The 26,831-nt window shown below is 71.3% G+C and carries 23 protein-coding genes; 8 read left to right on the forward strand and 15 right to left on the reverse strand.

What is annotated here, in order from left to right; all coding sequences use genetic code 11:
• Positions 1 to 204: 204 nt before the first annotated feature.
• From QSJ40_RS08250 to dinB, 6 genes are all read right to left on the reverse strand, one after another.
• Entirely contained in the window at positions 205 to 2,058 is a 1,854-nt protein-coding gene (locus tag QSJ40_RS08250; RefSeq protein ID WP_053447511.1) for a peptidoglycan D,D-transpeptidase FtsI family protein, read from the reverse strand.
• Entirely contained in the window at positions 2,055 to 2,873 is an 819-nt protein-coding gene (gene ftsL, locus QSJ40_RS08255; protein WP_285730102.1) for a cell division protein FtsL, read from the reverse strand. Before ftsL ends, QSJ40_RS08250 begins: the two co-directional genes overlap by 4 nt.
• Positions 2,870 to 3,859, reverse strand: coding sequence for a 16S rRNA (cytosine(1402)-N(4))-methyltransferase RsmH (rsmH, locus tag QSJ40_RS08260; protein WP_285730104.1), 990 nt, complete (start codon positions 3,857 to 3,859; stop codon positions 2,870 to 2,872). Before rsmH ends, ftsL begins: the two co-directional genes overlap by 4 nt.
• A gap of 380 nt (positions 3,860 to 4,239) precedes the next feature.
• Positions 4,240 to 4,671 (reverse strand): division/cell wall cluster transcriptional repressor MraZ, encoded by a 432-nt coding sequence (gene mraZ / locus QSJ40_RS08265; protein WP_024290281.1) that lies wholly within the window; start codon positions 4,669 to 4,671, stop codon positions 4,240 to 4,242.
• A gap of 584 nt (positions 4,672 to 5,255) precedes the next feature.
• Positions 5,256 to 5,654: an SCO2097 family morphological protein gene (locus tag QSJ40_RS08270; protein WP_006214824.1), complete on the reverse strand. Its 399-nt coding sequence runs from the start codon at positions 5,652 to 5,654 to the stop codon at positions 5,256 to 5,258.
• Positions 5,655 to 5,774: 120 nt separating this feature from the next.
• Positions 5,775 to 7,064, reverse strand: coding sequence for a DNA polymerase IV (dinB, locus tag QSJ40_RS08275; RefSeq protein ID WP_285730106.1), 1,290 nt, complete (start codon positions 7,062 to 7,064; stop codon positions 5,775 to 5,777).
• Positions 7,065 to 7,199: 135 nt separating this feature from the next.
• On the opposite strand from dinB, the gene QSJ40_RS08280 reads away from it, so the two are divergent.
• A complete protein-coding gene (locus tag QSJ40_RS08280) occupies positions 7,200 to 8,336 on the forward strand; it encodes a polyprenyl synthetase family protein (protein ID WP_006214822.1) in 1,137 nt (378 codons plus the stop codon).
• 111 nt (positions 8,337 to 8,447) lie between these two features.
• Here QSJ40_RS08280 and QSJ40_RS08285 read toward each other — a convergent pair whose 3' ends face one another.
• Complete coding sequence (locus QSJ40_RS08285; RefSeq protein ID WP_024290277.1) at positions 8,448 to 8,831, reverse strand: Rv2175c family DNA-binding protein; 384 nt, start codon at positions 8,829 to 8,831, stop codon at positions 8,448 to 8,450.
• 150 nt (positions 8,832 to 8,981) lie between these two features.
• On the opposite strand from QSJ40_RS08285, the gene QSJ40_RS08290 reads away from it, so the two are divergent.
• Both QSJ40_RS08290 and QSJ40_RS08295 read left to right on the forward strand, forming a co-directional pair.
• Positions 8,982 to 10,136: a lytic transglycosylase gene (locus tag QSJ40_RS08290; RefSeq protein WP_285730107.1), complete on the forward strand. Its 1,155-nt coding sequence runs from the start codon at positions 8,982 to 8,984 to the stop codon at positions 10,134 to 10,136.
• Between the two features lie 94 nt (positions 10,137 to 10,230).
• Positions 10,231 to 12,579, forward strand: a complete 2,349-nt coding sequence (locus tag QSJ40_RS08295; RefSeq protein ID WP_285730108.1) for a protein kinase domain-containing protein — start codon at positions 10,231 to 10,233, stop codon at positions 12,577 to 12,579.
• Positions 12,580 to 12,658: 79 nt separating this feature from the next.
• Here QSJ40_RS08295 and QSJ40_RS08300 read toward each other — a convergent pair whose 3' ends face one another.
• Together QSJ40_RS08300 and QSJ40_RS08305 are read right to left on the reverse strand one after the other, a co-directional pair.
• Entirely contained in the window at positions 12,659 to 14,020 is a 1,362-nt protein-coding gene (locus QSJ40_RS08300) for a class II 3-deoxy-7-phosphoheptulonate synthase (RefSeq protein ID WP_051452783.1), read from the reverse strand.
• A 210-nt stretch (positions 14,021 to 14,230) separates the two neighbouring features.
• Positions 14,231 to 14,935, reverse strand: a complete 705-nt coding sequence (locus QSJ40_RS08305) for a lysophospholipid acyltransferase family protein (RefSeq protein WP_024290273.1) — start codon at positions 14,933 to 14,935, stop codon at positions 14,231 to 14,233.
• Between the two features lie 196 nt (positions 14,936 to 15,131).
• On the opposite strand from QSJ40_RS08305, the gene QSJ40_RS08310 reads away from it, so the two are divergent.
• The 3 genes from QSJ40_RS08310 to QSJ40_RS08320 are packed head-to-tail and all read left to right on the forward strand — an operon-like array spanning position 15,132 to position 19,091.
• On the forward strand, positions 15,132 to 15,608 hold the full coding sequence (locus QSJ40_RS08310; RefSeq protein ID WP_285730109.1) for a hypothetical protein: 477 nt from the start codon (positions 15,132 to 15,134) through the stop codon (positions 15,606 to 15,608).
• Positions 15,609 to 15,665: 57 nt separating this feature from the next.
• On the forward strand, positions 15,666 to 17,723 hold the full coding sequence (locus QSJ40_RS08315) for an AMP-dependent synthetase/ligase (RefSeq protein ID WP_285730111.1): 2,058 nt from the start codon (positions 15,666 to 15,668) through the stop codon (positions 17,721 to 17,723).
• A gap of 9 nt (positions 17,724 to 17,732) precedes the next feature.
• Positions 17,733 to 19,091 (forward strand): MFS transporter, encoded by a 1,359-nt coding sequence (locus tag QSJ40_RS08320; protein WP_285730113.1) that lies wholly within the window; start codon positions 17,733 to 17,735, stop codon positions 19,089 to 19,091.
• A gap of 205 nt (positions 19,092 to 19,296) precedes the next feature.
• On the opposite strand, the gene QSJ40_RS08325 is transcribed toward QSJ40_RS08320, so the two are convergent.
• The gene (locus QSJ40_RS08325) at positions 19,297 to 20,751 is read right to left on the reverse strand and encodes a mycothione reductase (protein ID WP_006214813.1); all 1,455 of its coding nucleotides are present in this window, start codon (positions 20,749 to 20,751) and stop codon (positions 19,297 to 19,299) included.
• Positions 20,752 to 20,891: 140 nt separating this feature from the next.
• Here QSJ40_RS08325 and QSJ40_RS08330 point away from each other — a divergent pair, with 140 nt between their 5' ends.
• Positions 20,892 to 21,701, forward strand: coding sequence for a ParA family protein (locus QSJ40_RS08330; RefSeq protein WP_006214812.1), 810 nt, complete (start codon positions 20,892 to 20,894; stop codon positions 21,699 to 21,701).
• 168 nt (positions 21,702 to 21,869) lie between these two features.
• Here the strand turns inward: QSJ40_RS08330 and QSJ40_RS08335 are convergent, their stop codons facing one another.
• From QSJ40_RS08335 to QSJ40_RS08355, 5 genes are all read right to left on the reverse strand, one after another.
• Positions 21,870 to 22,436: a MerR family transcriptional regulator gene (locus tag QSJ40_RS08335; RefSeq protein WP_040560965.1), complete on the reverse strand. Its 567-nt coding sequence runs from the start codon at positions 22,434 to 22,436 to the stop codon at positions 21,870 to 21,872.
• A gap of 167 nt (positions 22,437 to 22,603) precedes the next feature.
• Positions 22,604 to 23,143, reverse strand: a complete 540-nt coding sequence (locus QSJ40_RS08340) for a bifunctional nuclease family protein (protein ID WP_053447522.1) — start codon at positions 23,141 to 23,143, stop codon at positions 22,604 to 22,606.
• A gap of 43 nt (positions 23,144 to 23,186) precedes the next feature.
• Positions 23,187 to 23,972, reverse strand: a complete 786-nt coding sequence (ftsR, locus tag QSJ40_RS08345) for a transcriptional regulator FtsR (RefSeq protein ID WP_006214809.1) — start codon at positions 23,970 to 23,972, stop codon at positions 23,187 to 23,189.
• Between the two features lie 78 nt (positions 23,973 to 24,050).
• Positions 24,051 to 24,509, reverse strand: a complete 459-nt coding sequence (locus QSJ40_RS08350) for an FHA domain-containing protein (RefSeq protein WP_053447523.1) — start codon at positions 24,507 to 24,509, stop codon at positions 24,051 to 24,053.
• Positions 24,510 to 24,650: 141 nt separating this feature from the next.
• The gene (locus tag QSJ40_RS08355) at positions 24,651 to 25,292 is read right to left on the reverse strand and encodes a TetR/AcrR family transcriptional regulator (RefSeq protein ID WP_206390608.1); all 642 of its coding nucleotides are present in this window, start codon (positions 25,290 to 25,292) and stop codon (positions 24,651 to 24,653) included.
• 122 nt (positions 25,293 to 25,414) lie between these two features.
• Here QSJ40_RS08355 and QSJ40_RS08360 point away from each other — a divergent pair, with 122 nt between their 5' ends.
• The gene (locus QSJ40_RS08360; protein WP_285730122.1) at positions 25,415 to 26,776 is read left to right on the forward strand and encodes a YhgE/Pip domain-containing protein; all 1,362 of its coding nucleotides are present in this window, start codon (positions 25,415 to 25,417) and stop codon (positions 26,774 to 26,776) included.
• Positions 26,777 to 26,831 lie beyond the last annotated feature (55 nt).

Consider the following 26,831-nt stretch of genomic DNA (forward strand, 5'->3'; position numbering starts at 1 on the left):
ATCCTTCCTCGAATCGGCCGGTGGGAGCCGGCCGTTCCCTCGATGCGGGCCACGTTCGGGACCCATCGGTCGCGGAGGCAGCGCTTCCCCTGCCCGCCGAGGACGCCCGACCTCGAGGACGGCGGGGAAGAGCCGTATTCCGGACGTGGCGAGTCTAGTCCGGCAACCGAAGCAGCAGGACGAGATCGACCGCGCGGCGTCCACTCAGGCGATGCCGGTCGGCGTGTCCGGCAGCTTCTCGTTGCGGTCCTCGTCCTTCCCGTAGAACTTGGGCAGACCGACCGCGCCGCCGGTCGAGGGCTGCACGCCGTAGTGGCGCAGCACCTGGCCCATGATCTGCGAGAAGGCCGCCGACGCCCCGATCGCGGCGACGGCGCCCTGCGGCTTGTGGACGGTGGCGGCCACGACGAACTGCGGGTCCTCCATGGGACCGATGCCCGCGAACGAGGTCGTGTAGCCGTCGTAGCCGCCGTCGGCGCTGGCGGCCTCGGCCGTGCCGGACTTGCCGCCCACGCGGTAGCCGTCGGTGGCCGCATCCGGAGCTCCGCCGACGGTGATCACGGACTCCATCATCTCGCGCAGCTGCTCGGCGGTCTGCGCGGAGAAGATCTGACGGCCCTCCGGGCGCTCGATCTCGGTGCGGGTGCCGTCGGGGTCGATGATCGCCTGGAGGAGGCGCGGCTCGATCTGCAGGCCGTCGTTGCCGACCGCCTGGAAGATCGTGGCGGTGCGCAGCGGCGACTGGGAGACTCCCTGCCCGAACAGCACCGTGTACTGCTGCCGGATGTCCCAGTCCTCCCACGCGGGGAGCAGCCCCGGGGACTCACCGGGCAGCTCGATACCCGTGAGCTCGCCCACGCCGAACTTCTTCATCCAGTCGTAGCGGCCCTGCCGATCCAGGCGCGAGCCCACCAGCACGGTTCCGGTGTTCATGGAGTCGGCGATGACGCCCGCGAAGGTGCGGTCCTCGTCCTCGTGCTCGAAGGCGTCGGTGATCGTCTGCCCGTCGATCTCCAGCTCCGAGGGCACGGCGACCTCGGAGAGCTTGTCGGCGTTGCCCGTGTCGATCGCAGCGGCCGCCGTCAGGATCTTCTGGGTCGAGCCGGGCTCCACAGCCGAGGCCACGCTGCGCGGCTGGAAGTCGCCCTCGTCCTCGGTGCGCCCGGTGTCGTTGGGATCGACCATCGACGAATCCGCGAGCGCCAGCACCGCGCCGTCGGAGATCCGCATCACGATCGCCGTGCCCCACTCGGCGCTGAGCTCCTCCACGCGGCGGGCGATGGCCTGCTGGGCGTAGAACTGGACGTCGCGGTCCAGGGACAGCTCGATCGACGAGCCGTCCTGCGCGGCCGTCTCGTCCTGGGGCGCCACCGGGATGCGGACGCCGTCGGCGCCGATCTCGAAGCTGCGCTCGCCGTCGATGCCCCGCAGGTGCTCGTCCTGGGTCAGCTCGATGCCGCCGAGGGCCTCGCCCTCTCCCCCGACGAACCCGACGACGGAACCGGCCAGGGAGCCGTTGGGGTAGCTGCGCTGGGACACGGGCTCGCCCGTCACGTAGCCCACGCGCAGGTCCTCGATGCGGCTCCACTGCTCGGGGGTCGCGTCCCGGAACAGGTACTCGAAGTTCTTGCGCTCCCCCACCGGGACGTCCGCGTCCCCCTGCAGCTTGTCCTTGACCTCCTGATCCGGCATCCCCAGGATGTCGGCCAGGCTGCGGATCGCCTCCAGGACGGTGAGCTCCTCGGTCGAGCCGTCCGGGTTCTGCACGACCAGGTCCTGCACGATCGTCTGATCCACCGCGATGTCGTAGCGCTGGATGCTGCGCGCGAGCACGGCCCCCGTGCGATCGAGGATCTCGCCGCGCCGGGCCGGGATGACCTGGACGCGCAGACGACTGGCCTCGGCGCTGGCCGCCTGCCCGCGCAGATCCAGTCCCTGGACCCACACGAGGCGCAGCGCCAGCAGCACCAGGGCCAGCAGGCCGATCAGCAGGCCCACGAACTCGCGACGGCCCATGCCGCCTGCGCTGCCGCTGTCATCGCGCGTGCTGCCGCTCACTGATCTGCTCCTTCCTGTGCCGTGCCGCCCTGGGCGGTCCCGTCCTGCGCTGCGTCGTCGGCCGCGCCTGCTCCGGCGGCGTCTGCCGAGTCCGTCTCCGGGGTCTGCGCCGATCCGCTGAGCGGGGTGTGCCCTTCGGGGGCCTCGGGATTGCCGTCCCCGCTCGACTGCTCGTCCTGCGCTGCGTCGTCGGCCGAGCTGTCGCCGCGCTGCTGCGGTGCGGGGATCGTGCCGCCGTGCAGCTCGACGTCCGCCTCCGCCTTGCGAGCACTGTCGAGCTGGTCCTCCGCCTCGGACTCCGAGGAGGGCAGTGCATCGCGACGGGCGCGCTCCTCCTTCTGGGCCTGCTCGGCGGCCGAGGATCCCACCTGGATGGGCACCGGGATGGCCGTGTCGACCTCGTCGTCATCAGCCTTCGGAGCGGGCACGGCCTCCCCCGTCACCTCGCCGGTGCTCAGGTCGACCACGCCCTGCTCGGTCGGTGCGGGCACCAGGCCCTCCTCCTGGGCGCTGCGGGCCAGGTTCTGCGGAGCCTGATGGAACTCGAGGTCCTGGGTCAGCGACTCGTTCTCGAGCTCGAGGGCCTGCTCCTGGTTGCGCAGCTCGACCAGCCGGTACTGCCCGTCGGTGATCCGCACGGTCATCAGCAAGATCACCGCGAAGGTCCCGAGCACCGCCAGCACCGCCGCAGCGACCGGGAGCAGCCGCGACCACATGGCCCGACGGGACGCGCGCTGGCGGTCGGAGACCCTGGGACGACGACGCGGCAGGCGCAGCCGCCCGCCCCGTGCCGCCCTGCCCGCTGATGTGCTCATGAGTGCTTTCCGTGCCTGCTGTCCGATCTGATCCGCTCCGCGGCGCGCAGCCGCGCGGAGGCCGCTCGCGGGTTCGCCTCGATCTCCTCGGCCGTGGGCGTGTGCGTGCCGCGCGTGATCATGCGGAAGGTCGGCTTGTGCTCCTCCAGCTCGACCGGGAGGCCCTTGGGCGCCGAGGAGCGCGAGCGTCCGGCGAGCTCCTGCTTGACCATCTTGTCCTCGAGCGAGTGGTAGCTCATGGCAGCGACTCGCCCTCCGAGCCTGAGAGCATCCAGGGCGTTCGGCACAGCGCGGCTCAGGACCTCGAGCTCCTGGTTGACCTCGATGCGCAGCGCCTGGAAGGTCTGCTTGGCCGGGTGGCCCTTCTTGTGCAGGGCCGCCGCTGGCTTGGCGGCCCGGACGATCTCCACGAGCTCCCCGGTGGTCGTCAGCTCCCGCTGCTCGCGCGCCTGCACGATCCCGCGGGCGATGCGCTGGGCGAAGCGCTCCTCGCCCCAGTCGCGCAGGATCCGCCGCAGGTCCTGCTCCGAGTACTCCATGACGATGTCCCGGGCCGTGAGCTCGGCCGTGGAGTCCATGCGCATGTCCAGCGGAGCGTCGTAGGAGTAGGCGAAGCCGCGCTCGCGCTCATCGAGCTGCATGGAGGAGACGCCGAGGTCGAAGAGGATGCCGTCGGCAGCCTCGAAGCCGGCCTGGGCGAGGGCGGGCTCGATCTGGTCGTAGGTGGTGTGGACCGGGAAGAAGCGATCGGCCCACGGCTCCATGCGCCGCCCGGCCAGGCGCAGGGCCTGGGGGTCGCGGTCGATGCCCACCAGGCGGACGTCCGGGAAGCGGCGCAGGATGGCTTCGCTGTGCCCGCCCATGCCGAGCGTGGCGTCGATGACGACGGGGGCGGGGCCCTCCAGGGCGGGGGCCAGCAGGTCCAGGCAGGCTTCGAGCAGGACGGGGACGTGCCGGTCGCCGGCGGGGCGCTCGAGATCGTCCATGGCTCGTCCTCCTGGTGCTCGGCGATGCGCGCGGGGCGCGCCTCGTCCGGGTGCTCGTGCTGGCATCCCGGCGACCGCCCACCCTATCGGGCGCAGCGGCAGGCCCCGTCGCGGCGGGGCCGGGGACGGCGATGATCCGCGCCACCACGAGTCGCCCGACCGGCGCACCGCGCGAACGGGGCCGCAACGACGACGAGCACCGCATCTGGCGCTCCAGGGCGAGAACCCCAACCGCTGACCATCCCTCGAATCCGGCCTGGCTCAGGGGAAGGTGAGTCAGGACGGTGATGGCAGTGCGGGTGGAGATCCCATCCGGGAGATCCCGATGCAGTGCTCGTGGCGCCGCGTCTGCGGTCCGCCTCTCGGCGGTCCAGGTCGTCTCAGAAGAGTCCGGGGATGACCTCCTCCTCGGTGTTCGAGAAGGCCGCCTCCTGCTCCTCCAGGTACTGCTGCCATGCCGCGGCGTCCCAGATCTCGGCCCGGGAGCCCGCGCCGACGACGGCGAGCTCTCGATCCAGACCCGCGTACTGACGCAGCGGCACAGGGACGGTCACCCGACCCTGCTTGTCCGGCACCTCGTCCGAGGCACCCGAGAGGAACACGCGGATGTAGTCGCGAGCCTGCTTGGAGGACAGCGGGGCCGCCCTCATCTGCTCGTGCACCCTCTCGAACTCAGCTGCGCTGAAGACGTAGAGGCACCGCTCCTGGCCTCTGGTGAGGACCAGTCCGTCCGCCAGCTCCTCGCGGAACTTGGCCGGAAGGATCAGCCGCCCCTTCTCGTCCAAGCGGGGGGAGTGCGTTCCGAGGAACATGCCCACCGCCGTTCGGATCCGGAGACTTCTGAATCGCTCTCGTGTCCCCCACTTTACTCCACCTTCCTCCACCGTCAATCACGCTCGGTGGTTCCAGGCGCGTTCCGAGGCGATTCCGAAGAGATCCTGCCCACAGGATCAGCCGCGTTCGCCCTTGTCATTGCGGGGTGGAGGCGACCTGGGAGGCGAAGTGGGGCGATGGGGAGGGGATTTCTCTGACCGCTGCCGCAGCCTTCGCCCTTCGCGTGGTCACGCGACAGGCCCACGGACCGCCGCCGCGCTGATCGGGCACGGAGATCCCCATGATCACGGGGATCCGCCCGCTTCTCAGCGCCGCCTCGAGGTAGCCGGCGTTGACCGTGGAGGGAAGTGGTGCGTCCTCGGGGAGAGGAATGGGGAGCGAAGTGGAGGCCGCCCGCAGTCCTCGCTCATGCTCGCGAGGAGTCGCCGGTGCGAACCATCGACGCGCGAAGACCGGCGCACGAGATTCCTCGCGGGCGGGAGCGGAGCAAGGCGGAGCCCGGGCATGACGAGGGCCCCCGTCCTGACGGAGCGGGGGCCTCGTTGACGTCGGTGCGCTGGGATCAGCTGCCGTTGCGGCGTTCGTCCCAGCGGTTCTCGAGATTGCGCATGAAGCTGGACTGCGGCTTCTTGGCAGCGGCCGGCTTGGCCTTGGCACCGCCGCGGGAAGAGCTCGACTCCCCCGCCTCCTTGGCGCCCGAGGAGCGGGTGGAGGCCCAGTAGACGCCGAACGACATGATCAGGAAGCCGAGGACGCCCATCAGGATCGAGTCCAGGGCCACGCCTCCGACCACGATGCCCAGGCCGACCACGCCGATCACGGCTCCGAGCACGAGCGCGCGCGTGGAGAACGTGGGCTTCACGGGTCGTGAGTCCATCTGGCTCACGAACTGCGGATCCTCCGCATTGAGCTGCTGCTCCAGCTGAGCCAGCAGCTGCTGCTCGCGCTCCGAAAGGGCCACGACGTCCCTCCTGGGGGTCTGCTTCAAGGTTCAGAGACACGTGCCGCGTCCCTGCGGTTGCTCCAGTCTACCCGCAAGGCCCCTTGCGGAGCACCCGGTCGTCACATGACGATCCGCCGCTCATCTGCGCGGCTGCGACCGGGCCCGCCCGGCGCCTCCCGGCGCAGGATCATCGCGGTGGCCGGCGCGCAGCTCGCTGCGCCCCACCGTGCCGCGCGGAGGCCTCAGCATGGAGGCCGGCCCCAGGATGGCGCCGCCGAATCGCTCGCGCGCCCGGTCCATGGCCGACTCGGCGGCGGCCCACTCCTCCTCGCGGCCGTCGATGCTCAGCTGCATGGCGGAATCGGCGTCCTCGAGGGACTCGGCGCGCACTCCGATCAGGCGCACGGCGCTGGGCAGCGGCAGCTCCGCCGTCAGCAGCTCCTCGGCATGCGTGTAGAGGTCGTGCCCGGAGGTGAAGGGATGACTCACCGTCCGCGAGCGCGAGATGGTGGTGAAGTCCTCCCACCGCAGCTTCAGTCCCACCCGCCGGGCCCGCAGCCTGTGGCGGCGCAGTCGCGCGGCGGTGCGATGGGACAGCCCGAGCAGTTCGCGGCGCAGGGCGTCGATGTCGCTGACGTCGGTCTGGAAGGTCTGCTCCGCCCCCAGGCTCTTCTCCTCGCGCTCCGGAGTCACCGGGCGGGGATCCACGCCGTGGGCCAGCGCATGCAGGTGCGCACCCGCAGCCGGGCCGACGACGCGGGCCAGCTGCTGCGGCGTGCGCTGTGCGATCTCCCCCACGGTGCGGATCCCCGAGCGCTGCAGCGTCTCCTCCGTGCGCCTGCCGACGCCCCACAGCGCCCCGACGGGCAGCTCCGCCATGAACGCCACGGTGTCCTCGGCGCGCACGAGCAGCAGTCCGTCCGGCTTGGAGCGGGTGGAGGCGATCTTGGCGACGGTCTTGGTGGCGCCGATGCCCACCGAGGCGGTCAGCCCGGTCTCCCGATGGATGCGGGCGCGCAGCTGCCGAGCGATGTGCACCGGCGAGCCCAGCCTGCGGATGGCTCCGGAGACGTCCAGGAAGGCCTCGTCCACGCTGATCTGCTCCACCAGGTACGTGAGGTCGTGGAACATGGCCATCACCTGCTCGGAGTAGCCCGGGTAGTCCGCATACGACGGATCCAGCAGGATCCCCTGCGGGCACATGGCTCGGGCGCGGGAGACCGGCATGCCGGAGCGCACCCCGAAGGCGCGCGCCTCGTAGGAGGCGGACAGGACCACCGAGCGCCCGGAATCCCGGGCCACGATCACCGGCTTGCCCACCAGATCGGGGCGCTCCAGCAGCCCGACGGCCACGAAGAACATGTCGAGATCGACGTGCATGATGGCCGCGCTTCGCCATTGCTCGAGCTGCTCGCCGCTCATGCTCATCCCCTCTCCTGAAGAAGCCTCTGCGAATGATCGCGGACCGGGTGCCGGTCCGCCGTCCGGAAGGCCGCGGGCTACCCTGACCGGAGACGCTGTCCCACCGGCCGCGCCGCGAGAACCGCCACCGTCAGGAGCCCCTTGACCGACCCCAGCTTCGCACCCGACTCCGACAGCTCGAGCCCCGAGCTCTCACGCGTGGCGGCCGCCGAGTCCGAGGCCTTCCGCTACGACGTCGACGCCGTCCTGCAGTCCTGGTTCCAGGACCAGCGCACCGTGGCCGACGGCATCTCCGAGGCAGCCGGCCCCATGGTCGAAGCCATCGCCGGGCTGTCCACGGGCGGCAAGCGCACCCGCGCCCAGCTGCTCTACTGGAGCTGGCGGGCAGCCGGCGGAGACGCGGACTCCCGCATCCCGCGCCTGGCAGGAGCCGGGATCGAGCTCTTCCAGACGGCCGCTCTGATCCACGACGACATCATCGACCGCTCGGCGACCCGTCGCGGCATGCGCTCGATCCACGTCCTGTTCGCCGATCGCCACCGCGACAGCGGCTGGAGCCAGGACAGCGCGCACTTCGGCACCTCTGCCGCCGTCCTGGCAGGCGATCTGGCCCTGACCTGGTCGGAGCAGATCTTCGGCGAGGCCGTCGCGCTGGCCGGGCACCCCGCCGGCGCTGCCGCGGACTTCACGCGCATGCGCACCGAGGTGATGCTCGGGCAGTACCTGGACATCCACGCGGAGGTCGCCGCGCAGACCCTTCCGCCGGACAAGGCCATCGAGCGCGCCTTCGAGGTGCTGCGCTACAAGTCGGCCAAGTACTCGGCGGAGCACCCGGCGGCCCTGGGGGCCCTGCTGGCGGCGGCGCCGTCGTCGTTCGTGGAGGCGTGCCGCAGATTCGCCCTGCCGCTGGGCGAGGCCTTCCAGATCCGGGACGACGTCCTGGGCGTGTTCGGCGATCCGGTCACCACGGGCAAACCGGCCGGCGACGATCTGCGCGAGGGCAAGCGCACCGTGCTGATCGGGCAGCATCTGCGCGACGCCGAGCCGCAGGACGCGCAGCTCGTGGCCCGGGCCCTGGGCGATCAGTCGCTCGACGACGCTCAGATCGAGGACCTGAGGGAAGCCCTGCGCCGCAGCGGCGCCCTCCAGCGCACCGAGCAGATCGTGGACGAGCTGTCGCAGCGCACCGAGCAGGCTCTGGCGCAGATGCGGATCGAGGACCTGCCGCGGGCCGGTCTGCAGCAGATGGCCGACGCCCTGGTCCGCCGCTCCCGCTGACCGGGAGGCCGCCCGGGGCCGAAGCCGCCGCTTCCGGACGCAGCTGAGCCTGGCAGACGAGCGCCCGCCCCCGATCGGGGACGGGCGCTCGTGCGCGTCACGGCGCCGCCGTCACCAGTCCAGGGTCTGCGCCCGACGACGGATCTCGGCCTTGCGCCCGGCGCGCAGGAAGTCGATGGGCCGACCCGGCAGGGACTCGTCCTCGGTGAACAGCCAGGTCACGGCCTCCAGGTCGGTATAGAGGTTGTCCCGCAGCACGGTCATGGTCCCGCGCAGCGCATCGATCGGCTGGCCGTCCATGAGGAACTCCGCCGGGATGCGGCGGACGCCGTCGCGGGGGTCGCGGAAGGCCACGAGCGTGCCGTCCTCGGCCATGGAGTGCACGCGGGTCACGATCATCCCGGTGGATTCGGCCACGTCCGGGAACGTGGTCCACTCGCCGACCAGGGCGTCGAGGGCCTCGAACTGCTCGAGGGTGGGCTGCGCGGGATTCATCTCAGACTTCTTCACGGATCCAGGGTGCCACGAACCGCCGTGATGCGCCGCCACCGATGCCCCGGCGCAGGCACCGGGTACCCTGCAGGCAGCAGCGCTTCAGCACTTCCCCCTGATCAGCGCATCTCCCAGCCCGAGGTCTTCGCCAGCATGCAGCACACCCCTCAGGATCCCCGCCCCCAGGACTCGGATCCGGCCCCCAGCGGCTCGCGCGCCCGCCGCTCCGCCGCGGCACTGGCCGCGCTGGCCGTGTTCGGCGCCTCCGGGACGCCCGCGGCCCACGCGGTGGGCCAGCCGGAGGGCTCGGCCCCGGATGAGCGCCCCGAGGCCGTCGACGGCCCCGCGCGCACCGTCCAGCCCGGCGACAGCATCTGGTCGGTGGCCACGGCCAACGGCCTGTCGGTCGAGGACCTCATGGAGTGGAACGGGCTGTCCGGCGATGCCTCGCTGGCCCCGGGCGACACCCTGCGCCTGTCGGCTCCGGCGAAGGAGGCCTCCTCCGCCAAGGCCGATGACTCCCCCAAGTCCGGTGACGAAGCCACCCGCGTCCAGGACCCCGCCGCCCCGGCAGCCGCCGCAGAGACCGCGCCGAGCAGCACCGAGCACCGCGTAGCAGCGGGTGAGAGCCTGTGGGCGATCTCGCAGCGCCACGACATCACGGTCCAGGCCCTGATCGAGGCCAACGACCTGGACGTCGCCGCCCCGCTGCGCGAGGGCGAGACGCTGCAGATCCCCGCAGCCGAGACGGCACCTGCCGCGCAGGACGACGCGGCCCAGGTCGCAGCCCCCGCCGAAGCCGCCGAGGCCCCGCAGATCCGCGACGACTTCCCCGGCTACGACTACGACGACGAGACCCTGGCCTCCGCGCAGAGCCATCTCGATCAGCTCTACGAGCGCCCGTCGCCCTCGGCCGAGGAGATGCAGCGTCTGGTGCGCACCACCGCTCAGGAGATGGGCGTGGATCCGGCTCTGGCCCTGGCCCATGCCGAGCAGGAGTCGGGCTTCGTGCACCGCAGCGTCTCACCGGCCGATGCCGTGGGCACCATGCAGGTGCTGCCGTCGTCGGGCGAGTGGGCCTCCGCCCTGGTGGGGCGCGATCTCGACCTGCTGGACCCCCAGGACAATGTCACGGCGGGCGTGGCCATCATCCGCGCGAACCAGCGCTCGGCGGAGGATCTCGACCGCGGGATCGCGTCGTACTACCAGGGCGCCTACGGCGTCGAGGAGTACGGGATGTACGACGACACGAAGACCTACGTCGACCAGGTGAAGGCCCGGATCTCGGCCTGGACGCACCTGCGCTGAGCCCGCCCGGACACAGGTCCCGAGGGCGTCACGATCGCAACCACGCCCGTCGTCATCCAGCCGCAGTCCAGTCCGCTCCCCTACTGTGGGGCTCGTGCACAAGCCCGTGGATGATCATCTGACCGGCTCGGTCCTGGAAGGCCGGTACACCGTCGGACCGCGCCTGGCGCGCGGCGGCACCGGCGGTGTGTATCGCGCTGTCGATCAGCGACTGGAGCGCACCGTCGCCGTCAAGATCCTGCACGCGCACCTGACGGAGGACCCCTCGTTCGTCGAGCGCTTCGCCCGGGAGGCCCGTGCGGCCGCTCGCCTGTCGCACCCGAACGTGGTCGCGGTGCTTGATCAGGGCCGCACCGATGACGGCCATGTCTTCCTGGTCATGGAGTACGTGGAGGGCGGGACCCTGCGCGACGTCCTGCGCCGCAAGGAGTTCCTGCGCCCCGGCGAGGCGCTGACCATCCTCTCCTCGGTGGCCGCCGGGCTCTCGGCGGCGCATCAGGCTGGGCTGATCCACCGCGACATCAAGCCCGAGAACGTGCTCATGCGCCCGGACGGCACGGTGAAGGTCGCCGACTTCGGCCTCTCCCGCGCCGCCGATCAGCACACCACCTCCGGGGCCGTGCTCGGCACGGTGGCCTATGCCTCCCCCGAGCTGGTCACCGAGCGGCGTGTCGACGCCCGCTCCGATCTGTACTCGCTGGGCATCATGGCCTGGGAGATGCTCACCGGCCGCCGCCCCTTCGACGGCAGCCCGTGGACGATCGCCCGCGCCCACGCCGAGAAGACTGTCCCCTCCCTGCTCGAAGCGGTCCCCGGGATCGATCCCCAGCTCGCCGAGGCCGTGGCCGGCTGGACCGCCAAGGACCCGCAGAAGCGCCCGTCGGACGGCGCTGAGCTGCTGGCCTCGATCGGCGAGCTGCGTCGCGAGCTGAGCCTCGATGCCCTGGACCACCTCCCGGAGGGCTGGGAGCAGGGACCGGGTCCGGCCGCGCCGCGGCCAGAGGATCCGGGGGCCACGACCCTGCCCAGCACCGCCCCGGCCACCGGGCCGATCGATCTGGAGGCCGTGGACGAGCTGCGCCGAGGAGGCTCGAGCGCAGCCCCGGTCTCCGATCAGCAGGACGGCACGGCGGAGGCCTCCCCCGACGGCTCCGCTCACGCCCCCGAGACCGCCGACGGCGAGATCCCGCCGACCACACAGGTGCTGCGCGTTCCGCTGGGCGCCGAGGGCGGGCGGGGCCCGGAGTCGGAGGATCCCGTCGACGAGGCCCCCACCGAGGCCATGCCAGGACCGGGCTCCGGCGCGGAGGGTCCCGATGCGCCCACGGACGCCATGCCGCGCTTCACCGAGACATCATCGGACTCCGCGTCCGCCGGATCCGCCCCGACCGAGGCGCTGCCCCGCTGGCAGGGGGCTTCCGCCGACCAGGATGACGATCAGCGCACCTCGGTGCTGCCGCCCATGCGCAGCGGCGCCGGTGCAGCGGGTGCCGCCGGCATCGCAGGGACAGCCGTCGCAGGCGCGGCGGCAGCTGCCGCGGCCCCCCGCACCGGCTCGACCGCCGTGGGTGCCGCAGGGGCAGGGACGGCGCTCGGTGCCTCGGTGGATCCGAACCTGCAGCGCAGGGGCCCCAGCGTGGACCGGCTGGCCGCCTTCGACGAGCCTTCGGACTCGGACGGCGAGACGGCCGAGCAGGAGACCGAGCCGCGTCGCGGTCGGCTGCACGAGTCGGCGCCGGTGGACCCGTCCAAGCCCACGGTGCGGCTGCAGCAGACCCATCCGCTGAAGGCGGCCGTCGCCGTGGTCCTCGCCGCGCTGCTCGTGGCGCTGGCCGGCTTCCTGGGATGGCTGCTGGGCTCCGGCAGCTTCCGCACCGCAGTGGTCCCGGAGGTCGTGGGCACCACCCAGCCGCTGGCCGTGGACGCGGTGGAGACCGAGGGCTTCTCCAACGTCACGGTGCACGAGGAGCCCAGCACGGAGGTCCCGGCGGGCAGCGTCATCGAGTCCTCGCCCGCCGCGGGCACGGAGACCCGAGTGGGCGAGCAGATCGTGCTGACGGTCTCCACCGGACCCGAGCAGGTCGAGATCCCCGCGGTCGAGGGCATGTCGCAGTCCGATGCCGAATCGCAGCTGAGCTCCGCAGGCCTCGACGTCGGCACCGTCTCCGAGCAGTTCGACGACTCGGAGGAGGGCAGCGTCGTCTCCGCGTCGCCCTCCCCCGGCGCCAGGGTCGAGGAGGGCAGCACCGTGGACCTGGTCGTCTCCGCCGGCGCCGAGCCCGAGGAAGTGCCGCGCGTGGTCGGCAGCAATGCCGATGACGCCCGCGAGCAGCTCGAGGACCTCGGCTTCACGGTCGAGATCGAGGAGGTCGCCGGTGCGAACCTCAACCGCGTCGTCACCCAGAGCCAGGACGGCACGACGATCACACTGCGCGTCATCTGAACCGGCAGTGCCTCGGCGCACGGACGAAGGGCCCGGCTCCTGCAGGAGCCGGGCCCTTCGTCGTCAGCGGATCAGCGGATCAGCTCTGCTCTCCGGAGAGGTAGCTGGAGACCAGGAACGCGACCTCGAGGGACTGCATGTGGTTCAGGCGCGGATCGCACAGCGACTCGTAGCGATCGGCGAAGTGCGCCTCCTCGATCGCGTCCGCCCCGCCCAGGCACTCGGCGACGTCGTCGCCGGTCATCTCCACGTGGATTCCGCCGGGGTGCGAGCCGATGGCGCGGTGCACCTCGAAGAAGCCGTTGATCTCGTCGATGACGTCGTCGAAGTTGCGGGTCTTGAACCCCGACGGCGTGGAGACCGTGTTGCCGTGCATGGGGTCGGTGACCCACACGACCTTGGCCCCGGAGTCCTGGACCGCCTGCACGACCGGGGGCAGCGCCTCGCGGATGCTCTTGGCGCCCATGCGGGTGATGAACGTCAGGCGGCCGGGCTCGCGGTTCGGGTCGAGCTTGTCGATCAGGCGCAGCGCGTCCTCGCCGGTGGTCTTGGGCCCGAGCTTCACGCCGATGGGGTTCTGCAGGCGCGAGAGCAGGTCCACGTGGGCGTCGTCGATCCCGCGGGTGCGCTCCCCGATCCACAGGAAGTGCCCCGACGTGCCATAGGGCCGGTGGGTGCGGGAGTCGATGCGGGTCAGGGCGCGCTCGTAGTCGAGCACCAGCGCCTCGTGGCCGGTGAACAGCTCTGTCGTGGACAGGGCGTCGAAGTCGGCGCCGCAGGCCGCCATGAACTTCACGGCGCGGTCGATCTCCTTGGCGAGCTTCTCGTAGCGGGCGTGGGCCGGGTTGGAGGCGAAGCCCATGTTCCACGAGTGGACGTGGCGCAGATCGGCGAAGCCGCCGCCGGTGAAGGCCCGGATCAGGTTCAGCGTGGACGCGGAGGTGTGGTAGCCGCGAAGCATCCGCTCGGGGTTGTGGGCGCGCGACTCGGCGGTGAAGTCGAATCCGTTGACCATCTCGCCGCGGAAGCTCGGCAGCGTGACGTCGCCGCGGGTCTCGTCGTTCGAGGAGCGCGGCTTGGAGAACTGACCGGCCATGCGCCCCATCTTCACGACGGGCATGGAGGCGCCGTAGGTGAGCACGGCGGCCATCTGCAGCAGCGTCTTCACCCGCGCGGAGATCCGGTCGGCGGTGGCGCCCTCGAAGGTCTCGGCGCAGTCGCCGCCCTGCAGCAGGAAGGCTCGGCCCTCGGCCACCTCGGCCAGGCGGCGCTTGAGGGTGTCGACCTCGCCGGCGAAGACCAGGGGCGGCACGGTGTTCAGCTCGCCCATGACGCGCTCGAACTCGGGGTGCTGAGCCCAGTCCGGCTGCTGGTCGGCGCTGAGGCTGCGCCAGTCGTCCAGGCCCTGATAGTCCTTCGTGCTCGGCTTGGGGCCGGGCATGAAGGGGGTGGGCTGGTCGGCGGACAGCGGCTGGGTCACGGTGATCGTCCCTCGTCTAGATCAGGTCGGCGGCGGCCCGGGCTTGCGCGGGTGCGGCAAGGACAGCCGGACAGGCGCCAGCAGCGTGGCTGCCGGGCACCGCACCGACTGCGGCCACCGCAGGCAACGCTATCGCAGGGCGGGAGATTCCCTGTGATCGGGGTCCTCGGCTCAGGAGGCCCCGCGCTCGAGGTCGCGGCGGGCGTCGGCGGCGTAGACGTCCACGTACTCCTGGTGGGACAGCTCCTGGATCGCCTGGATGATGCGGTCGGAGATCTCCCGGGCGGCCACGCGGTCGCCGGTGCGGCCCTTGTACTCGGAGAAGTCCAGCGGCTCGCCGAAGATCGTCTTCACGCGCTTGCCCTTCTGCCGCCACGGAGCGGGGAAGGGCGTGCCCAGGGGCTGGACGACGTCCGTGTTGATCATGGCGATCGGGATGACCGGTGCGCCGGACTCCATGACCAGGCGGGCGACACCGATCTTGGCGCGGTACAGGCGGCCGTCATGGGAGCGCGTGCCCTCCGGGTAGATGCCGAGCAGCTCGCCCTCGGCCAGCTTGCGACCGCCGGCCGACAGGGAGGCCGCGGACTTGCGCCCGCCGGAGCGGTCCATGGGGATCTGGTTGATCGCGCGGAAGAACGCGGCGATTGCCCGGCCCTTGAGCGTGCGGCCCGTGAAGTAGTCGGACTTCGCCAGGAAGAAGATCTGCCGCTGCACCGCGATCGGCATGAAGATGTGATCTGCGGCGGAGAGGTGGTTGCTCGCCAGGATCGCCGCCCCCTGGTCCGGGACGTGGTGGGCGCCTTCGACCTCCGGCCGGAAGGCGGCGTTGACCAGCGGGGTCACGATCCAGTCCTTCAGGAACATGTAGACCATGGCGTATTGCACTCCTCGTGGCCCGGTTCGCGGGCATCGTGACTGGATCTGGAACGGCCCGTGCGCGGTGCTCGACGGACCCCTGCAACGGCGGTGAGCCCCGCCGCGCAGTGATTGTCGCATGAAGGACAGCCGTGCGAGCGGTCGGCGCGCACCCGATGGGGATCGGGCGCGCAGACAGTGAGAGGATGACGCCATGACCCCGCCCGAGCGAGATCCGGACAGCGACGCCCGCGCCTGGGGCGACCTCGTCCGCCGGCTCCAGGAAGACGACGCCCCCGCCGACAGCGCGGCTGCCGAGGCGGCCCCGGCCCACGGCGCGCCCGTTGAGGAGGTCCAAAGCCACGAGGCTCCGATTGAGCTCGAGGACCGGGCCCGCGAACCCCGCGGCTTCGAGCTGGCTCCGGAGACGGACGAGCCGGAGCTCCTCGACGACGACTGGCAGCCGCAGGACCCCGGGCCGGTGACGGCAGGCATGCGCCCGGGCACGATCATGGCCTGGGCCGTGCTGCTCGGCGTCGCCGCAGCGCTGCTGGTCCTGGGGTTCCTGCTCGACGGCCTCCCCTGGTGGCTGTGGGTCCCCGGTCTGGCGCTGATCCTCGGCAGCCTGGTCTCGCTGTTCCAGGCTCTGCCCGAGGATCGCAGCGACTACGACGACGGCGCCCAGGTCTGATCCGCGGCACCTGACTCCCCCATCGACGAGATCACGAACGCGCACGAGCCCAGGAGGATGACCTTGACCATCGAAGCCGAGCCCGCCGTCGTCGCCGAGCTGCAGGCCCAGCGGATCACGGACCTGCTCGTCCAGCGCGCGGACTCCCCGCAGGACCCGGTGCTCTACGAGCGCCTCCACGCGCACGGATCCGTCGAGGTGACCGCGAGCGCCTTCCGCGACGAGGTCCGGGCCGTGGCCAAGGGACTGGTGGCGGCGGGGATCGAGCCCGGCGATCGCGTCGGCATCCTCTCGCGCACCCGCTACGAGTGGACACTGGTCGACTTCGCGATCTGGTGGGCCGGTGCGGTGCCGGTCCCGGTCTACGACTCCTCGTCGCCGGATCAGATCGCGTGGAACCTGGGCGATTCGCAGGCTCGCGCGGTCTTCGTGGAGGACGAGCGGCTCGAGGCCGCTGTCCGACAGGCCGCGGACGATCTGGCGGCGGGCAGCCTCCACGGCTTCGACGACGCTCCCGAGCTGGGCTCGAAGCTGAGCGCCGCCGAGCGGATCTGGCGCCTGGACGGCACCGGCGAGGACCTCTCGCGGCTGATCGGTGTGGGAACCGCCGTCGAGGACGACGAGCTCGAGCGGCGACGCACCAGCCGCGGGCTCGACGACACCGCCACGATCATCTACACCTCCGGCACCACCGGCCCGCCCAAGGGCTGCGAGCTCACGCACCGCAGCTTCGTGTTCCTGAGCGAGAACCTGCGTCCGTTCCTGCCCGAGGTCGTCCGCCCCGGCTCCCGCACCGTGCTGTTCCTGCCGCTGGCCCACGTGTTCGCCCGCATGGTCCAGGTGATCTCGGTCCACGGCGGCGTCGCCCTGAGCCACACCCCGGATGTGAAGTCGCTGATGAACGATCTGCAGCGCGTGCAGCCCACGTTCCTGCTGGCCGTGCCGCGGGTGTTCGAGAAGATCATGACCAGCGCTCGGCTCAAGGCCGAGGGCGGAGGGAGGCTGCGCGCCGGAATCTTCCAGCGCGCCGTCGAGGACGCGGAGGCCTTCTCCCGTCAGCGTCAGGACGGCCGCGTCTCCCCCGCGCTGAAGCTGCGCCACCGGCTCTGGGACCGCCTGGTCTACGCGCCGTTGCGCAATGCCATGGGCGGGCGCGTGCGCTGGGCGATCTCCGGCGGCGCGGCCCTGGGCGAGGAGCTCGCCCACACCCTGGCCGGCATGGGGATCTTCGTGGTCGAGGGCTACGGCCTGACCGAGACCACCGCCCCGGTGGCCGCGAACACTCCGCGCACCGCCGCGCTGGGCACCGTCGGGCGGCCCCTGCCCGGGCATGAGATGCGCCTGGGCGAGGACGGCGAGATCGAGGTCCGCGGGCCCCATGTGCTCGCCCGCTACCACGGCCGCCCCGACCTCACCGAGAAGGCGCTGCACGACGGCTGGTTCGCCACCGGAGACCTCGGAGCCTTCGACGAGCGCGGCATGCTGCGGATCACCGGGCGCAAGAAGGAGATCCTGGTGACGGCCGCCGGCAAGAACGTGATCCCCGATGTCCTCGAAGGCCCCATCCGCACCGCGGCGATCGTCAGCCAGTGCATGGTCATCGGCGACGGCCGGCGGTTCATCGCCGCTCTGATCACCCTGGACGCGGAGCTGCTGCCGCAGTGCCTGCGCGCGCTCGGCCTGGACCCGTCCATGACTGCCGCGCAGGCCTCCGAGCATCCCGCGGTGATCGAGCACGTGCAGGAGATCGTGGACTTCGCCAACCGCCGCGTCTCCCGGGCCGAGGGAATCAGCGCGTTCCAGATCCTGCCCGTCGACTTCACACCGGCTTCGGGGCACCTCACGCCCTCGCTGAAGCTGCGCCGCGCGGTGATCCTGCAGGACTTCGCCGAGCAGATCGAGGAGATCTACTCCCGGCCCGCTCCGGCCCCTCGCCAGGAGATGACGCGCGAGCGCGCCGCCCAGCTGCGCGAGGAGCTGCGCGGTCTGCGAGAGCGCGTCCGGGAGTCGTCGGAGGCCTCCCTCGAGCGGCTGCGCGAGCTGCGGCTCGGCTCCCAGGAGGTCGAGGACGACGGCGCTGACCAGCGCCGTGGGGAGGGTCCGCAGGGCGACTAGGCTGGGCCGATGCCCTCGCCCGCCGGATCCTTCCTCAGCCCAGAGCGTCTTCGGCGGGCCCGTCTGGGCGCGGCCCTGCTGTTCCTGGTCAATGGAGCGGTCTTCGCCAACCTCCTGCCGCGTCTGCCGCAGATCAAGGACGCCTTCGAGCTGTCGAACTCGGTCTACGGCTTCGTGGTGATCGCCTTCCCGCTGGGGTCGCTGCTGGCAGGCACGGCACCGGCTCCCATCATGCGGCGATGGGGCTCGGGGCGCACTGCGGTCATGGGCTCCGTGGCCATCGCACTCATGATCCTGCTCGCCGGCGTCTCCGGAGGAATCGGCGGCGGCCTGCTGGTGCTGCTGGCCTACATCGTGCCCCTGATGCTCGCAGGCATGCTCGATGCCATCACCGATACCGCTCAGAATGCGCAGGCCCTGGACGTCCAGCGCGCCATGGGCCGCTCGATCCTCAATTCCATGCACGCCCTGTGGAGCCTCGGCTCCGTGATCGGCGGGCTGATGGGCACGGCTGCCCTGGCGCTGCAGGCGCCCCTGGCCGTGCATCTGGCGATCAGCGGCATCCTCTTCTCCGCCGTGGCGGTGTTCGCCGGGACCCGGGTGCTCACCATGGAAGAGGTCGCCAGGGTGCGACCTCTCGCCGAGTCGTCCGCGCAGCAGGACGCCTTGCCGGCGGACGGCCCCGAGCCGGCCCAGGACCTGCCCGGGCTGTCCGAGCAGGACGCGCCGGGGGTGGCGGCTGCCGCACACGAGCCGTCATCGGGGGCGGCCTCGGCTGCGACGGCGTCGCCGGGCAGCGCCGGGCCCGCCCGCCGCGCGGTGCTGATGCTGCTGCTGATCTCGGTCGTGTCGATCACGGGTGTGATGGTCGAGGATCTGGGGCAGAACTGGTCGGCCCTGTACCTGAGCCAGGTCCTGGAGGCCTCGGCCACGATGGCCGGGCTGGGCCTGGTAGCGCTGATGTGTGCCCAGTTCATCGGCCGCCTGCTGGGCGATTGCATGGTCGATCGGCTGGGGCACGTGACCATGGCGCGCCTGGGGGCAGTGGGGATCGCGGCTGGCCTGGGCCTGGTCGTCGCCGCTCCGGCACCGGCTGCTGCCGTGGCCGGGTTCTTCCTGGCCGGGCTGGGCTCGGCCACGCTGGTGCCCTCCGCCTACCACGCCGCCGATCTGGTCCCCGGCCTGCGCCCTGGAACCGGTCTGGCGGTCGTGAGCTGGCTGATGCGCGGGGCGTTCCTGTCGCTGTCGCCGTTCGTGGGCGTCGTGTCGGATGCGCTCGGCCTGCGACTGGCCTTCCTGGTGATCCCGGTGGCGGCGGTGCTCGCCGTGCTCGCCGCCGGCCACCTCCGCCAGCCCGCCCGCACCTGACCCGTCCGACCCCGCCGAATCGACGCTTCGATGCCGCACAAGGCCCCGAAGCGCGCACGCAGGCGTCGACTCGGCCTGCCCCCGCTGGGGACCGGGACGTGCGGGGAACCGGACTGCCACACGTAAGGGATGGGCAGTGGGCCCCTCCGCAGACATCAAGCGAAGCAGTCAAGGGAGGGGGCCACCGCCCATCCAGTCCAGCAGCTCAGTGCTCGAGCGCCACAGCCTCGTCGACGTCGACATCCAGCCCGAGCAGCGCGTTCTCCACGACCTCCGCCAGAGCCGGGTGGATCCAGTACTGGCCGCGGGCCATCGAGGAGACGTCGAGCCCGAAGCTCATGGCCTGGATCAGGGGCTGGATCAGCGACGACGAGGACTCCCCGATCATGTGCGCGCCCAGCAGCTGGCCGGTGGACCGGTCGGCGATCAGCTTGCACAGCCCGTAGCGGTCCTCCATGGCCCAGCCGTAGGCCACGTCGCCGAACTCCTGGGCCTTCACGGCGATCTCGGTGCCGTTCTCGGCCGCCCAGGTCCGCGCCTGGCCCTCGGTCATGCCCACGGAGGCGATCTGCGGATGCGTGAACACCGCAGACGGCACGAAGCGGTGGTCGCTGCGCAGCAGGGAGTCCGGGTGCAGGAGGTTGTGGGCGACCACCCGGGCCTCGTGATTGGCCACGTGCTTGAGCTGCCAGGGGCTGCAGATATCGCCCAGCGCCCAGATGCCCTCGACCACCTCGCCCGTGGGCGACAGGACCCGCTGGAATTCGTCGACCTGCAGCAGATGCGTGCGCTCGTCGACCCCCAAGCCACCGGCGGCTGGGTCGAGCAGGTCGGTCGCGGGGCGTCGGCCAGTGGCCAGCAGGACGATGTCCGCGACGTCCTCGCGCACCTCGCCCGCCGGTGCGGAGCCGTCGCCGCTGGCGATCGAGCGGACGGTGACGGTGCCGTCGCCGTTGTCGACGATGGCCTCGATGCCCTGGTGCAGGGCCAGGTCCCACTGCTCGGAGGCCGCGGCGGTGAAGCGCTCGACGATCTCGGCGTCATGGGCGCGCAGCAGCCTCCCGGAGCGGTTGAGCTGCACGACCGAGGAGCCCAGTCCGTGGAAGATGTGCGCGAACTCCGCGGCGATGAACCCGCCGCCGACCACTACCACGCGCTGCGGCAGGTCGTCGATGCGCATCACGGTGTCCGAGGTGTGCACCTGCGGAAGGTCCTCGCCGGGCACCCCCGGGGTGGTGACGTGCGAGCCGGAGGCGATCACGATCTGATTCGCCGTGAGCTGCTCGCCCGAGGCCGTCATCAGCGTCTTGGGACCGGTGAAGCGGACCATCTCCTGGAACACGGTGACATTCTCCAGCGACTGCCGGTAGGCCAGCCCGCCCACGGAGATCGCGTCGATCCGCCCGAAGATGCGGTCCCGGATCTCGCGCCAGCGCACGTCCTGGATCGAGACGGAGACGCCCAGCCGGTCCAGCTCGCGCGCCGACTCGGAGATCTCCGCAGGGTAGACGTACATCTTGGTGGGGATGCAGCCCACGTTGATGCAGGTTCCGCCGAAGATCCCGCCGTCGATGAGCGCGACGTCCAGACCTTCGTAGGCCTCCGAGAGGATCGTGTTGCCCGAGCCCGAGCCGATGATGATGATGTCGAAGCGTCGCATGGCCCCCACTGTATCGGCGCGGCGGCGCGCTGCCGCCCTGCCGGTCCGGCGGCCCTCGCTGGGTACCATGAGGGCGCCCGCCTGTTCCCCCACATGGAGCATCCCCAGAGGCGGAGGCACCGACGTCGGAGGATCCCACTGTGCAGATCGTGAGCATCTCGAGCCTCAAGGGCGGGGTCGGCAAGTCCTCCGTGGCCCTCGGCCTGGCCTCGGCGGCCATGGACGACGGCCATCGCGCCCTCGTGGTCGATCTCGATCCGCACGCCGATGCCACCACCGGCCTCGGCGCCGTCGCCAGCAGCTCTGCGGATGCGGGCTCGGTGCTCAACGGCCGCGTGGCCCGCTCCGGCGCCCGTGCCGCCGCCGTGCCCTCGGCGTGGATCGAGCGCGAGCACGCGGCCGCCCGGGACACCGGCAGGACCTCCTCGGCCCGCCTGGACGTGCTGCCGGGGTCGTCGAACTCCTCGCGCCTGGACCGCTCGACCTTCCGCGGCAAGGACCTGGATCGGCTCTCCCGCGCCCTCGAGGGGCTGGACACGGACTACGACCTGGTGCTGGTGGACTGCCCGCCGAACCTCAACGCCCTGACCCGGCTGGCCTGGGCTGCCTCGGACAAGGTGCTCACCGTCGCGGAGCCGTCGCTGTTCTCCGTGGCCGGCGCGCAGCGCACCATGACGGCGATCGGTCAGTTCGAGACCAGCTCCAAGCGCGCCGTGCCCTCGGCCTCCGTGCTGGTCAACAAGGTGGCCGAGGACGATCCCGAGCATCAGCATCGCGTGGCAGAGCTGCAGGAGCTGTTCGGCGCCCTGCTGGTCTCTCAGGTCATCCCCGATCGCCCCGTGTGGCATCGCGCGCAGGGCGCTGCCTGGCCGATCCACCGCTGGCCGGGCGCCGATGCCGCGGACATGGCAGCGCGCTTCACCTCGATCCTGAGGGGCCTGCTGGACTGAGCCGTCTGGTTCCGCGCCGCCGAGCCGGGGGCGCTCCATGAGCCGGAAGTGACGAAGAGACCGCTCGAGGAATCGGCGGCCGAGAAACGGCTGCCCGATGCGGACGGTCGGAGTCGGATCGAGCCGTCGGCTCGGCGGACGGGCCGGATCAGGCGCTGAAGCCCGGGATCAGCTGACGTTCTGCTGGCGGCGCGCACGCCGGGCGGAGAGCTCGTCGCCGGGGAACTCCCCGGCCTCGGCATCTCCGTTGGCCGGGGGCATTCCGGCCAGGGAGCCCTCGACCTCGCGCCAGACGCGGCCCACGGCGATCCCGAAGACGCCCTGCCCACCCTGGACGAGATCGATGACCTCCTCCTGGGAGGTGCACTCGTAGACCGAGGCGCCGTCGCTCATGAGCGTCAGGCGGGCCAGATCCTCCACGCCTCGCTCCTGCAGCGCGTGGACAGCCGAGCGGATCTGCTGCAGCGAGACGCCGGTGTCCAGCAGGCGCTTGACGATCTTGAGCACGACGATGTCGCGGAAGCTGTAGAGCCGCTGCGTGCCGGAGCCCTTGGCGCTGCGCACCGTGGGCTCTACGAGCTCGGTGCGCGCCCAGTAGTCGAGCTGACGGTAGGTGATACCGGCGATCTTGCAGGCGGTGGCGCCGCGATAGCCGACGGTGTCGTCAAGAACCTGGCGCTCGTCGTCGAAGAGCACGCCCTGGGTGCCGCCGGTCAGGGATGTGAAGATCGGCAGGAGGGGGTCCTCGGAGAGGAGCTCGTCCGGGAAACCGGCGGAGAGGTGCTCGACGTGGTCGGTGTCCTTCACGCGCGTCCTCCCTTCCTGTGCTGCCGATGACGTCCCGCGGCAGATGCCGGAGGCGGAAGCGGGCCCGACGGACTCGCTTCCGGAAAGTCTACCCGTCAGCCCCGGAAATCCTCGGGATCCACCGTGTCCAGGAAGTCGCGGAAGCGCCTGACCTGCCGGTCGGCCTCCTCGGGGCCCGCAGAATCGCCGTCGCCGGGCGCCGCTTCCCCGGGTTCGCGCAGCTCGCCGTCGCCCGTCATGATCAGCCCGGCTTGCTCCAGCACCGACGACGCGCACAGCACCGGGCACTCGACGCGCACCGCCAGCGCGATGGCATCCGAGGCCCGGGAGTCCACCACGGTGCCGTCGTCGAAGACCAGCGCGGCGTGGAAGACCGTGTCCTCGACCATGTGCACGCGCACCCGCTCGAGGCTGCGGCCGAAGGAGGCGGCGACCGACAGCAGCAGATCGTGAGTCAGCGGGCGGGGCGGCTCGATGCCCTGCACGGCGAACACGATCGAGGTGGCCTCGGAGCTGCCCACCCAGATCGGCAGGAAGCGGCTGCCGCTGGATTCGCGCAGCATCACGACGGGCTGTGCGGAGGGCAGATCCATGCGCACACCGTCGATCTCCATGAGGTGGTCCTCCTGGGCCATGGCGGTCCTTTCCGAATCATTCGCGGCCGGCTGCGGTGCCGCCTCAGCCCTGCGACGGCTCCTCGGGGGCGATCCCCCGCTGCAGCTGCTCGAGGCGGCTGGATACGAGCGCGGCGTGCATCGACAGGCACAGCCCGGCGATCTCCTCGGCGCGCTGGGCGGCTCGGCGCGCCGACTCCTGGGTGCGCCGGGTCGCCTCGGTGGCCACGGCCTGCTCCACGAGCCCGGTCTCCCGGTCGGCGGCCTGCCTGAGGGTGCGCAGGTGCCGCGGCTCCACGCCGAAGGCCTGCAGCTCGCGGGCGGCGGCCGCCACGGCGATGTCGTGGCTGTCGAAGTGGCCCTCGCCGTCGCGGATCAGCCCGAAGTTCAGCAGCTCCCGCACCAGCGCCACGCCGGCACCGGAGCGCCGGCACAGCTCGCGCATGGTCAGGGAGTGCTCGCTGCGGCGGCTGATCATGGGCCCCGACGACGGCACATCCGACTGCTGCTGCTGCTCCGAGCTCTCGGCAGGCTCACGGTCCTTCGAGGCGACCGGTGCGGCAGGCTCCTGGAAGTCCAGCAGCCGCCCGGCGTCGGCGAGCTCGCGGATGACCTTCAGCGGCATGTAGTGCTCGCGCTGCAGTCGCAGCACCGCCTGCAGGCGCTCGAGGTCCTGGGCGCTGTACTTGCGATAGCCCGAGGCGGTGCGCTCGGGGTGCACGAGCCCCTGATCCTCGAGGAATCGGATCTTGGAGGCAGTGATGCCGGGGAAGTCCGGCTCGAGCGCACGCAGCAGCGGGCCGATGCTGACGCGGCGGACGGGCCGGTCGGCGGCGGGCTGATCGCTCACGGGCGTCCTCCCTTCAACGGATGCGACTGACTGCGTCGAGGACGACGCGCGCGGCAGGCTCCTGGTGCGGCCAGCGGCTCAGGCGCCCTGACCGGCGGTGCGGGCGGAGCTGTAGTAGACGAAGGTGAACTTGCCGATGCGGACCTCGTCGCCGCTGTCCAGGCGCACGGAGTCCACGCGGTCGCCGTTGACGTAGGTCCCGTTGAGCGAGCCCTGGTCGACGAGCTCGAAGCCGTTCTCCCGGCGCAGGAAGCCGGCGTGCTTGCGCGAGACGGTGACGTCGTCCAGGAAGACGTCCGAGCTGGGGTGGCGGCCAGCGGAGACCTCATCGGTGTCCAGCAGGAAGCGGGAGGCGCGGGCACCGTTCTCCACCGTCTCCACCAGGATCGCGGTGCGGGGAGGCAGGGCCTCGACGGCGGCGCGCTCCTCGGCGGTCAGGCGGCGGTTGGCCTCCCGCGACAGGACCTCCGTGACGACCTGGATGGTGGTGGTCTCAGGGCCAGCGGAGGGGGCGGTGCTCTCGGACGGCGTGCTCATGGCTTCCGTGCTCCTCGGTAGAAGTCGTGCTCGCGGGCCGTCAGGCCGACGAGAGGCGGTCGGCCCGTGAGCCGTCCGCCGGACGCATGCTCATCAGCCCCCGGCGCATGACGCAGATGCGGATGATCACAGACAGTCTAGTCATGCCCGAGACATGCGCTGATCATCACTGGGGATGATCGTGAACGCATCCCACACGGGATGCAGGAGGCTGTCGCCGACGGGTGCCTGCACGCGCATCTCCTCGCCGTCGCGCACGGCCACGAAGAGACGGGCCAGGACGTCGACGGGCAGCTGGAGCCGCACCCCATGGGACTGGGCGTGTCCCAGCGCCTCCTCGGCCGCTCCCAGCAGACGCTCGTACTGGTCCTCGACGACCCGGCGCATCTGCTCGCTGCGACGGGAGGCCAGGTGCATCTCGAGCCGGAACAGGTGCCAGTCGGAGCCGTTGGAGACCCCTGCGATCGCGTCGAAGACCTCTCGCAGGATCCTGCCGATGGCCATGCCCGATTCGAGCTGCTCGACCACGCGGTGCGAGAGCAGCTCGACCAGACCGTCGACGTGGTCCACGTAGATGGCTGCGGCCAGCTCCTCCTTGGACTCGAAGTTGCTGTAGAAGGCACCGCGGGTGAAGCCCGCTGCCGAGCAGATCTGCGCCACACTGGCTCCACCGATCCCGCGCTCCACGAATACCCTGGGTGCAGCCTCGATCAGGCGGCGTCGAGTCTGCGTGCGCGATCGCTTGGCGACCTCCGTGTCGGCATCCGCCCATGCGTCGTGCATCTCACGTCCCTTCGAGTTCCCGTCGAGTCCTATCAGTGCAGTGCTCGAGTGTAGCGTGGATACCAGACATTCAATACATCAGTGTATTGAGAATACCCGAAACGTCAAGCGAGGAGCACGAATTGACACCTTCTCACAAGCCAGACACGACTCGGCCGATCGTGCGAGCGCTGCCGCGGACCGTCCGCTGGGTGCTGCCGCCGCTGGCCGTCATGGCCATCGGCTTCCTGGGCGTCCTGCTCTACATGGGCGGGCTCGGCTCGCCCCAGCAGAACCTGCACGAGTTCCCGATCGCCGTGGTCAACGAGGACGAGGGCGCGCAGATGCCCGGGCCCGACGGCAAGCAGACCGACGTGCAGATGGGCCAGGAGATCGCCGACGCGATCGTGGCTCAGGGCGATGACAGCGACGAGGTGGACTTCCGTCTGCTCTCCCGCGAGGACGCCGAGGACGCCCTGCACCGCGGCGTTGCCTACGGCGCGATCGTCGTGCCCTCGGACTTCAGCCAGCGCTCGACCGCGCTGATCAGCGCCTCGCTGGGCGGCGACGGCGACGGCCAACAGCCGGTGATCGACATCGTCACCTCCCCTCAGGCCGGGTCCATGACCTCCCGGCTGGCCACGGGCGTGATGGATCCGGCCGTCTCGTCGGCGTCCTCGAACCTGGGCGAGCAGCTGCTGCCGAGCGCGCAGAGCCAGATCCAGCAGCTCGAGAAGGCCGACGGCCCGACCCCGAGCCTCACCACGGTCGCCGAGGGCACGCTCAGCGATCCCATCGTCGAGAACCAGACGGTCTGGGAGGAGCTTCCCGACGGCGCCGCCCTGGGCATGGGTCCCTTCTACTGGGCCATCGTGGCGCTGGTCGTGGGCCTGTCCGGCTCCGTGGCGGTGTCCACCCTCGTGGATGGGCTCAACGGCGTGACCCCCTGGGAGATGGGCCCCTCGCTGAAGTTCTACCCCCCCACCGGCATGTCCCGGCTGGCGACCTTCGCGCTCAAGCTCGGCATCGTGATCATCGGCGCCGCCGGGGCGTCGGGCCTGATGATGCTGGCCGGGGCAATGGTGGATGTCCCCATGCCCAACGGCGGCACGCTGTTCCTGGTGACCTGGCTGGGCATCGTGACCTTCGGCGCGGCGACCCTGTCGCTGATCACCGTGATGGGCAGCGCCGGGATGCTCGTGGCCATGTTCTACCTGGTCTTCATGGGCCTGCCCTCGGCCGGGGCCGTCTCCCCGCCCGAGGCGCTGCCCGGGTTCTTCCACGGGCTGTCCCAGTGGGAGCCGCTGCACTACCTGTGGCTGTGCACCCGCGACGTCTTCTTCTTCGACGCCAAGGCGGATGCCGGTCTCGGCACCGGTGTGCTCGGACTGCTGGGCGTCCTCGCCGCGTTCCTCGTGCTGGCCGTGATCGTCAGCCCGCTGTGGGATCGGATCTCCGGTCGCCGCGGGCTCATCCACGGCAAGGGCAAGCACGCCGCGGTCTGAGCCGCAGGCACCCCCGGCGGGTTCGCCGGACCGTAGGATCTCGGCGGGCGCGCAG

It is taken from the genome of Kocuria sp. NBRC 114282 (assembly GCF_030268385.1).
Classification (GTDB): domain Bacteria; phylum Actinomycetota; class Actinomycetes; order Actinomycetales; family Micrococcaceae; genus Kocuria; species Kocuria palustris.

Excerpts from the sequence above, each read along its gene's own strand:
- ftsL (WP_285730102.1), bottom strand. The coding sequence starts at position 2,873 with ATGAGCACATCAGCGGGCAGGGCGGCACGGGGCGGGCGGCTGCGCCTG.
- rsmH (WP_285730104.1), bottom strand. The coding sequence starts at position 3,859 with ATGGACGATCTCGAGCGCCCCGCCGGCGACCGGCACGTCCCCGTCCTG.
- mraZ (WP_024290281.1), bottom strand. The coding sequence starts at position 4,671 with ATGTTCCTCGGAACGCACTCCCCCCGCTTGGACGAGAAGGGGCGGCTG.
- dinB (WP_285730106.1), bottom strand. The coding sequence starts at position 7,064 with ATGAGCATGAGCGGCGAGCAGCTCGAGCAATGGCGAAGCGCGGCCATC.
- QSJ40_RS08285 (WP_024290277.1), bottom strand. The coding sequence starts at position 8,831 with ATGAATCCCGCGCAGCCCACCCTCGAGCAGTTCGAGGCCCTCGACGCC.
- QSJ40_RS08290 (WP_285730107.1), top strand. The coding sequence starts at position 8,982 with ATGCAGCACACCCCTCAGGATCCCCGCCCCCAGGACTCGGATCCGGCC.
- QSJ40_RS08300 (WP_051452783.1), bottom strand. The coding sequence starts at position 14,020 with ATGCCCGGCCCCAAGCCGAGCACGAAGGACTATCAGGGCCTGGACGAC.
- QSJ40_RS08305 (WP_024290273.1), bottom strand. The coding sequence starts at position 14,935 with ATGGTCTACATGTTCCTGAAGGACTGGATCGTGACCCCGCTGGTCAAC.
- QSJ40_RS08310 (WP_285730109.1), top strand. The coding sequence starts at position 15,132 with ATGACCCCGCCCGAGCGAGATCCGGACAGCGACGCCCGCGCCTGGGGC.
- QSJ40_RS08315 (WP_285730111.1), top strand. The coding sequence starts at position 15,666 with ATGACCTTGACCATCGAAGCCGAGCCCGCCGTCGTCGCCGAGCTGCAG.
- QSJ40_RS08320 (WP_285730113.1), top strand. The coding sequence starts at position 17,733 with ATGCCCTCGCCCGCCGGATCCTTCCTCAGCCCAGAGCGTCTTCGGCGG.
- QSJ40_RS08325 (WP_006214813.1), bottom strand. The coding sequence starts at position 20,751 with ATGCGACGCTTCGACATCATCATCATCGGCTCGGGCTCGGGCAACACG.
- QSJ40_RS08340 (WP_053447522.1), bottom strand. The coding sequence starts at position 23,143 with ATGGCCCAGGAGGACCACCTCATGGAGATCGACGGTGTGCGCATGGAT.
- QSJ40_RS08350 (WP_053447523.1), bottom strand. The coding sequence starts at position 24,509 with ATGAGCACGCCGTCCGAGAGCACCGCCCCCTCCGCTGGCCCTGAGACC.
- QSJ40_RS08355 (WP_206390608.1), bottom strand. The coding sequence starts at position 25,292 with ATGCACGACGCATGGGCGGATGCCGACACGGAGGTCGCCAAGCGATCG.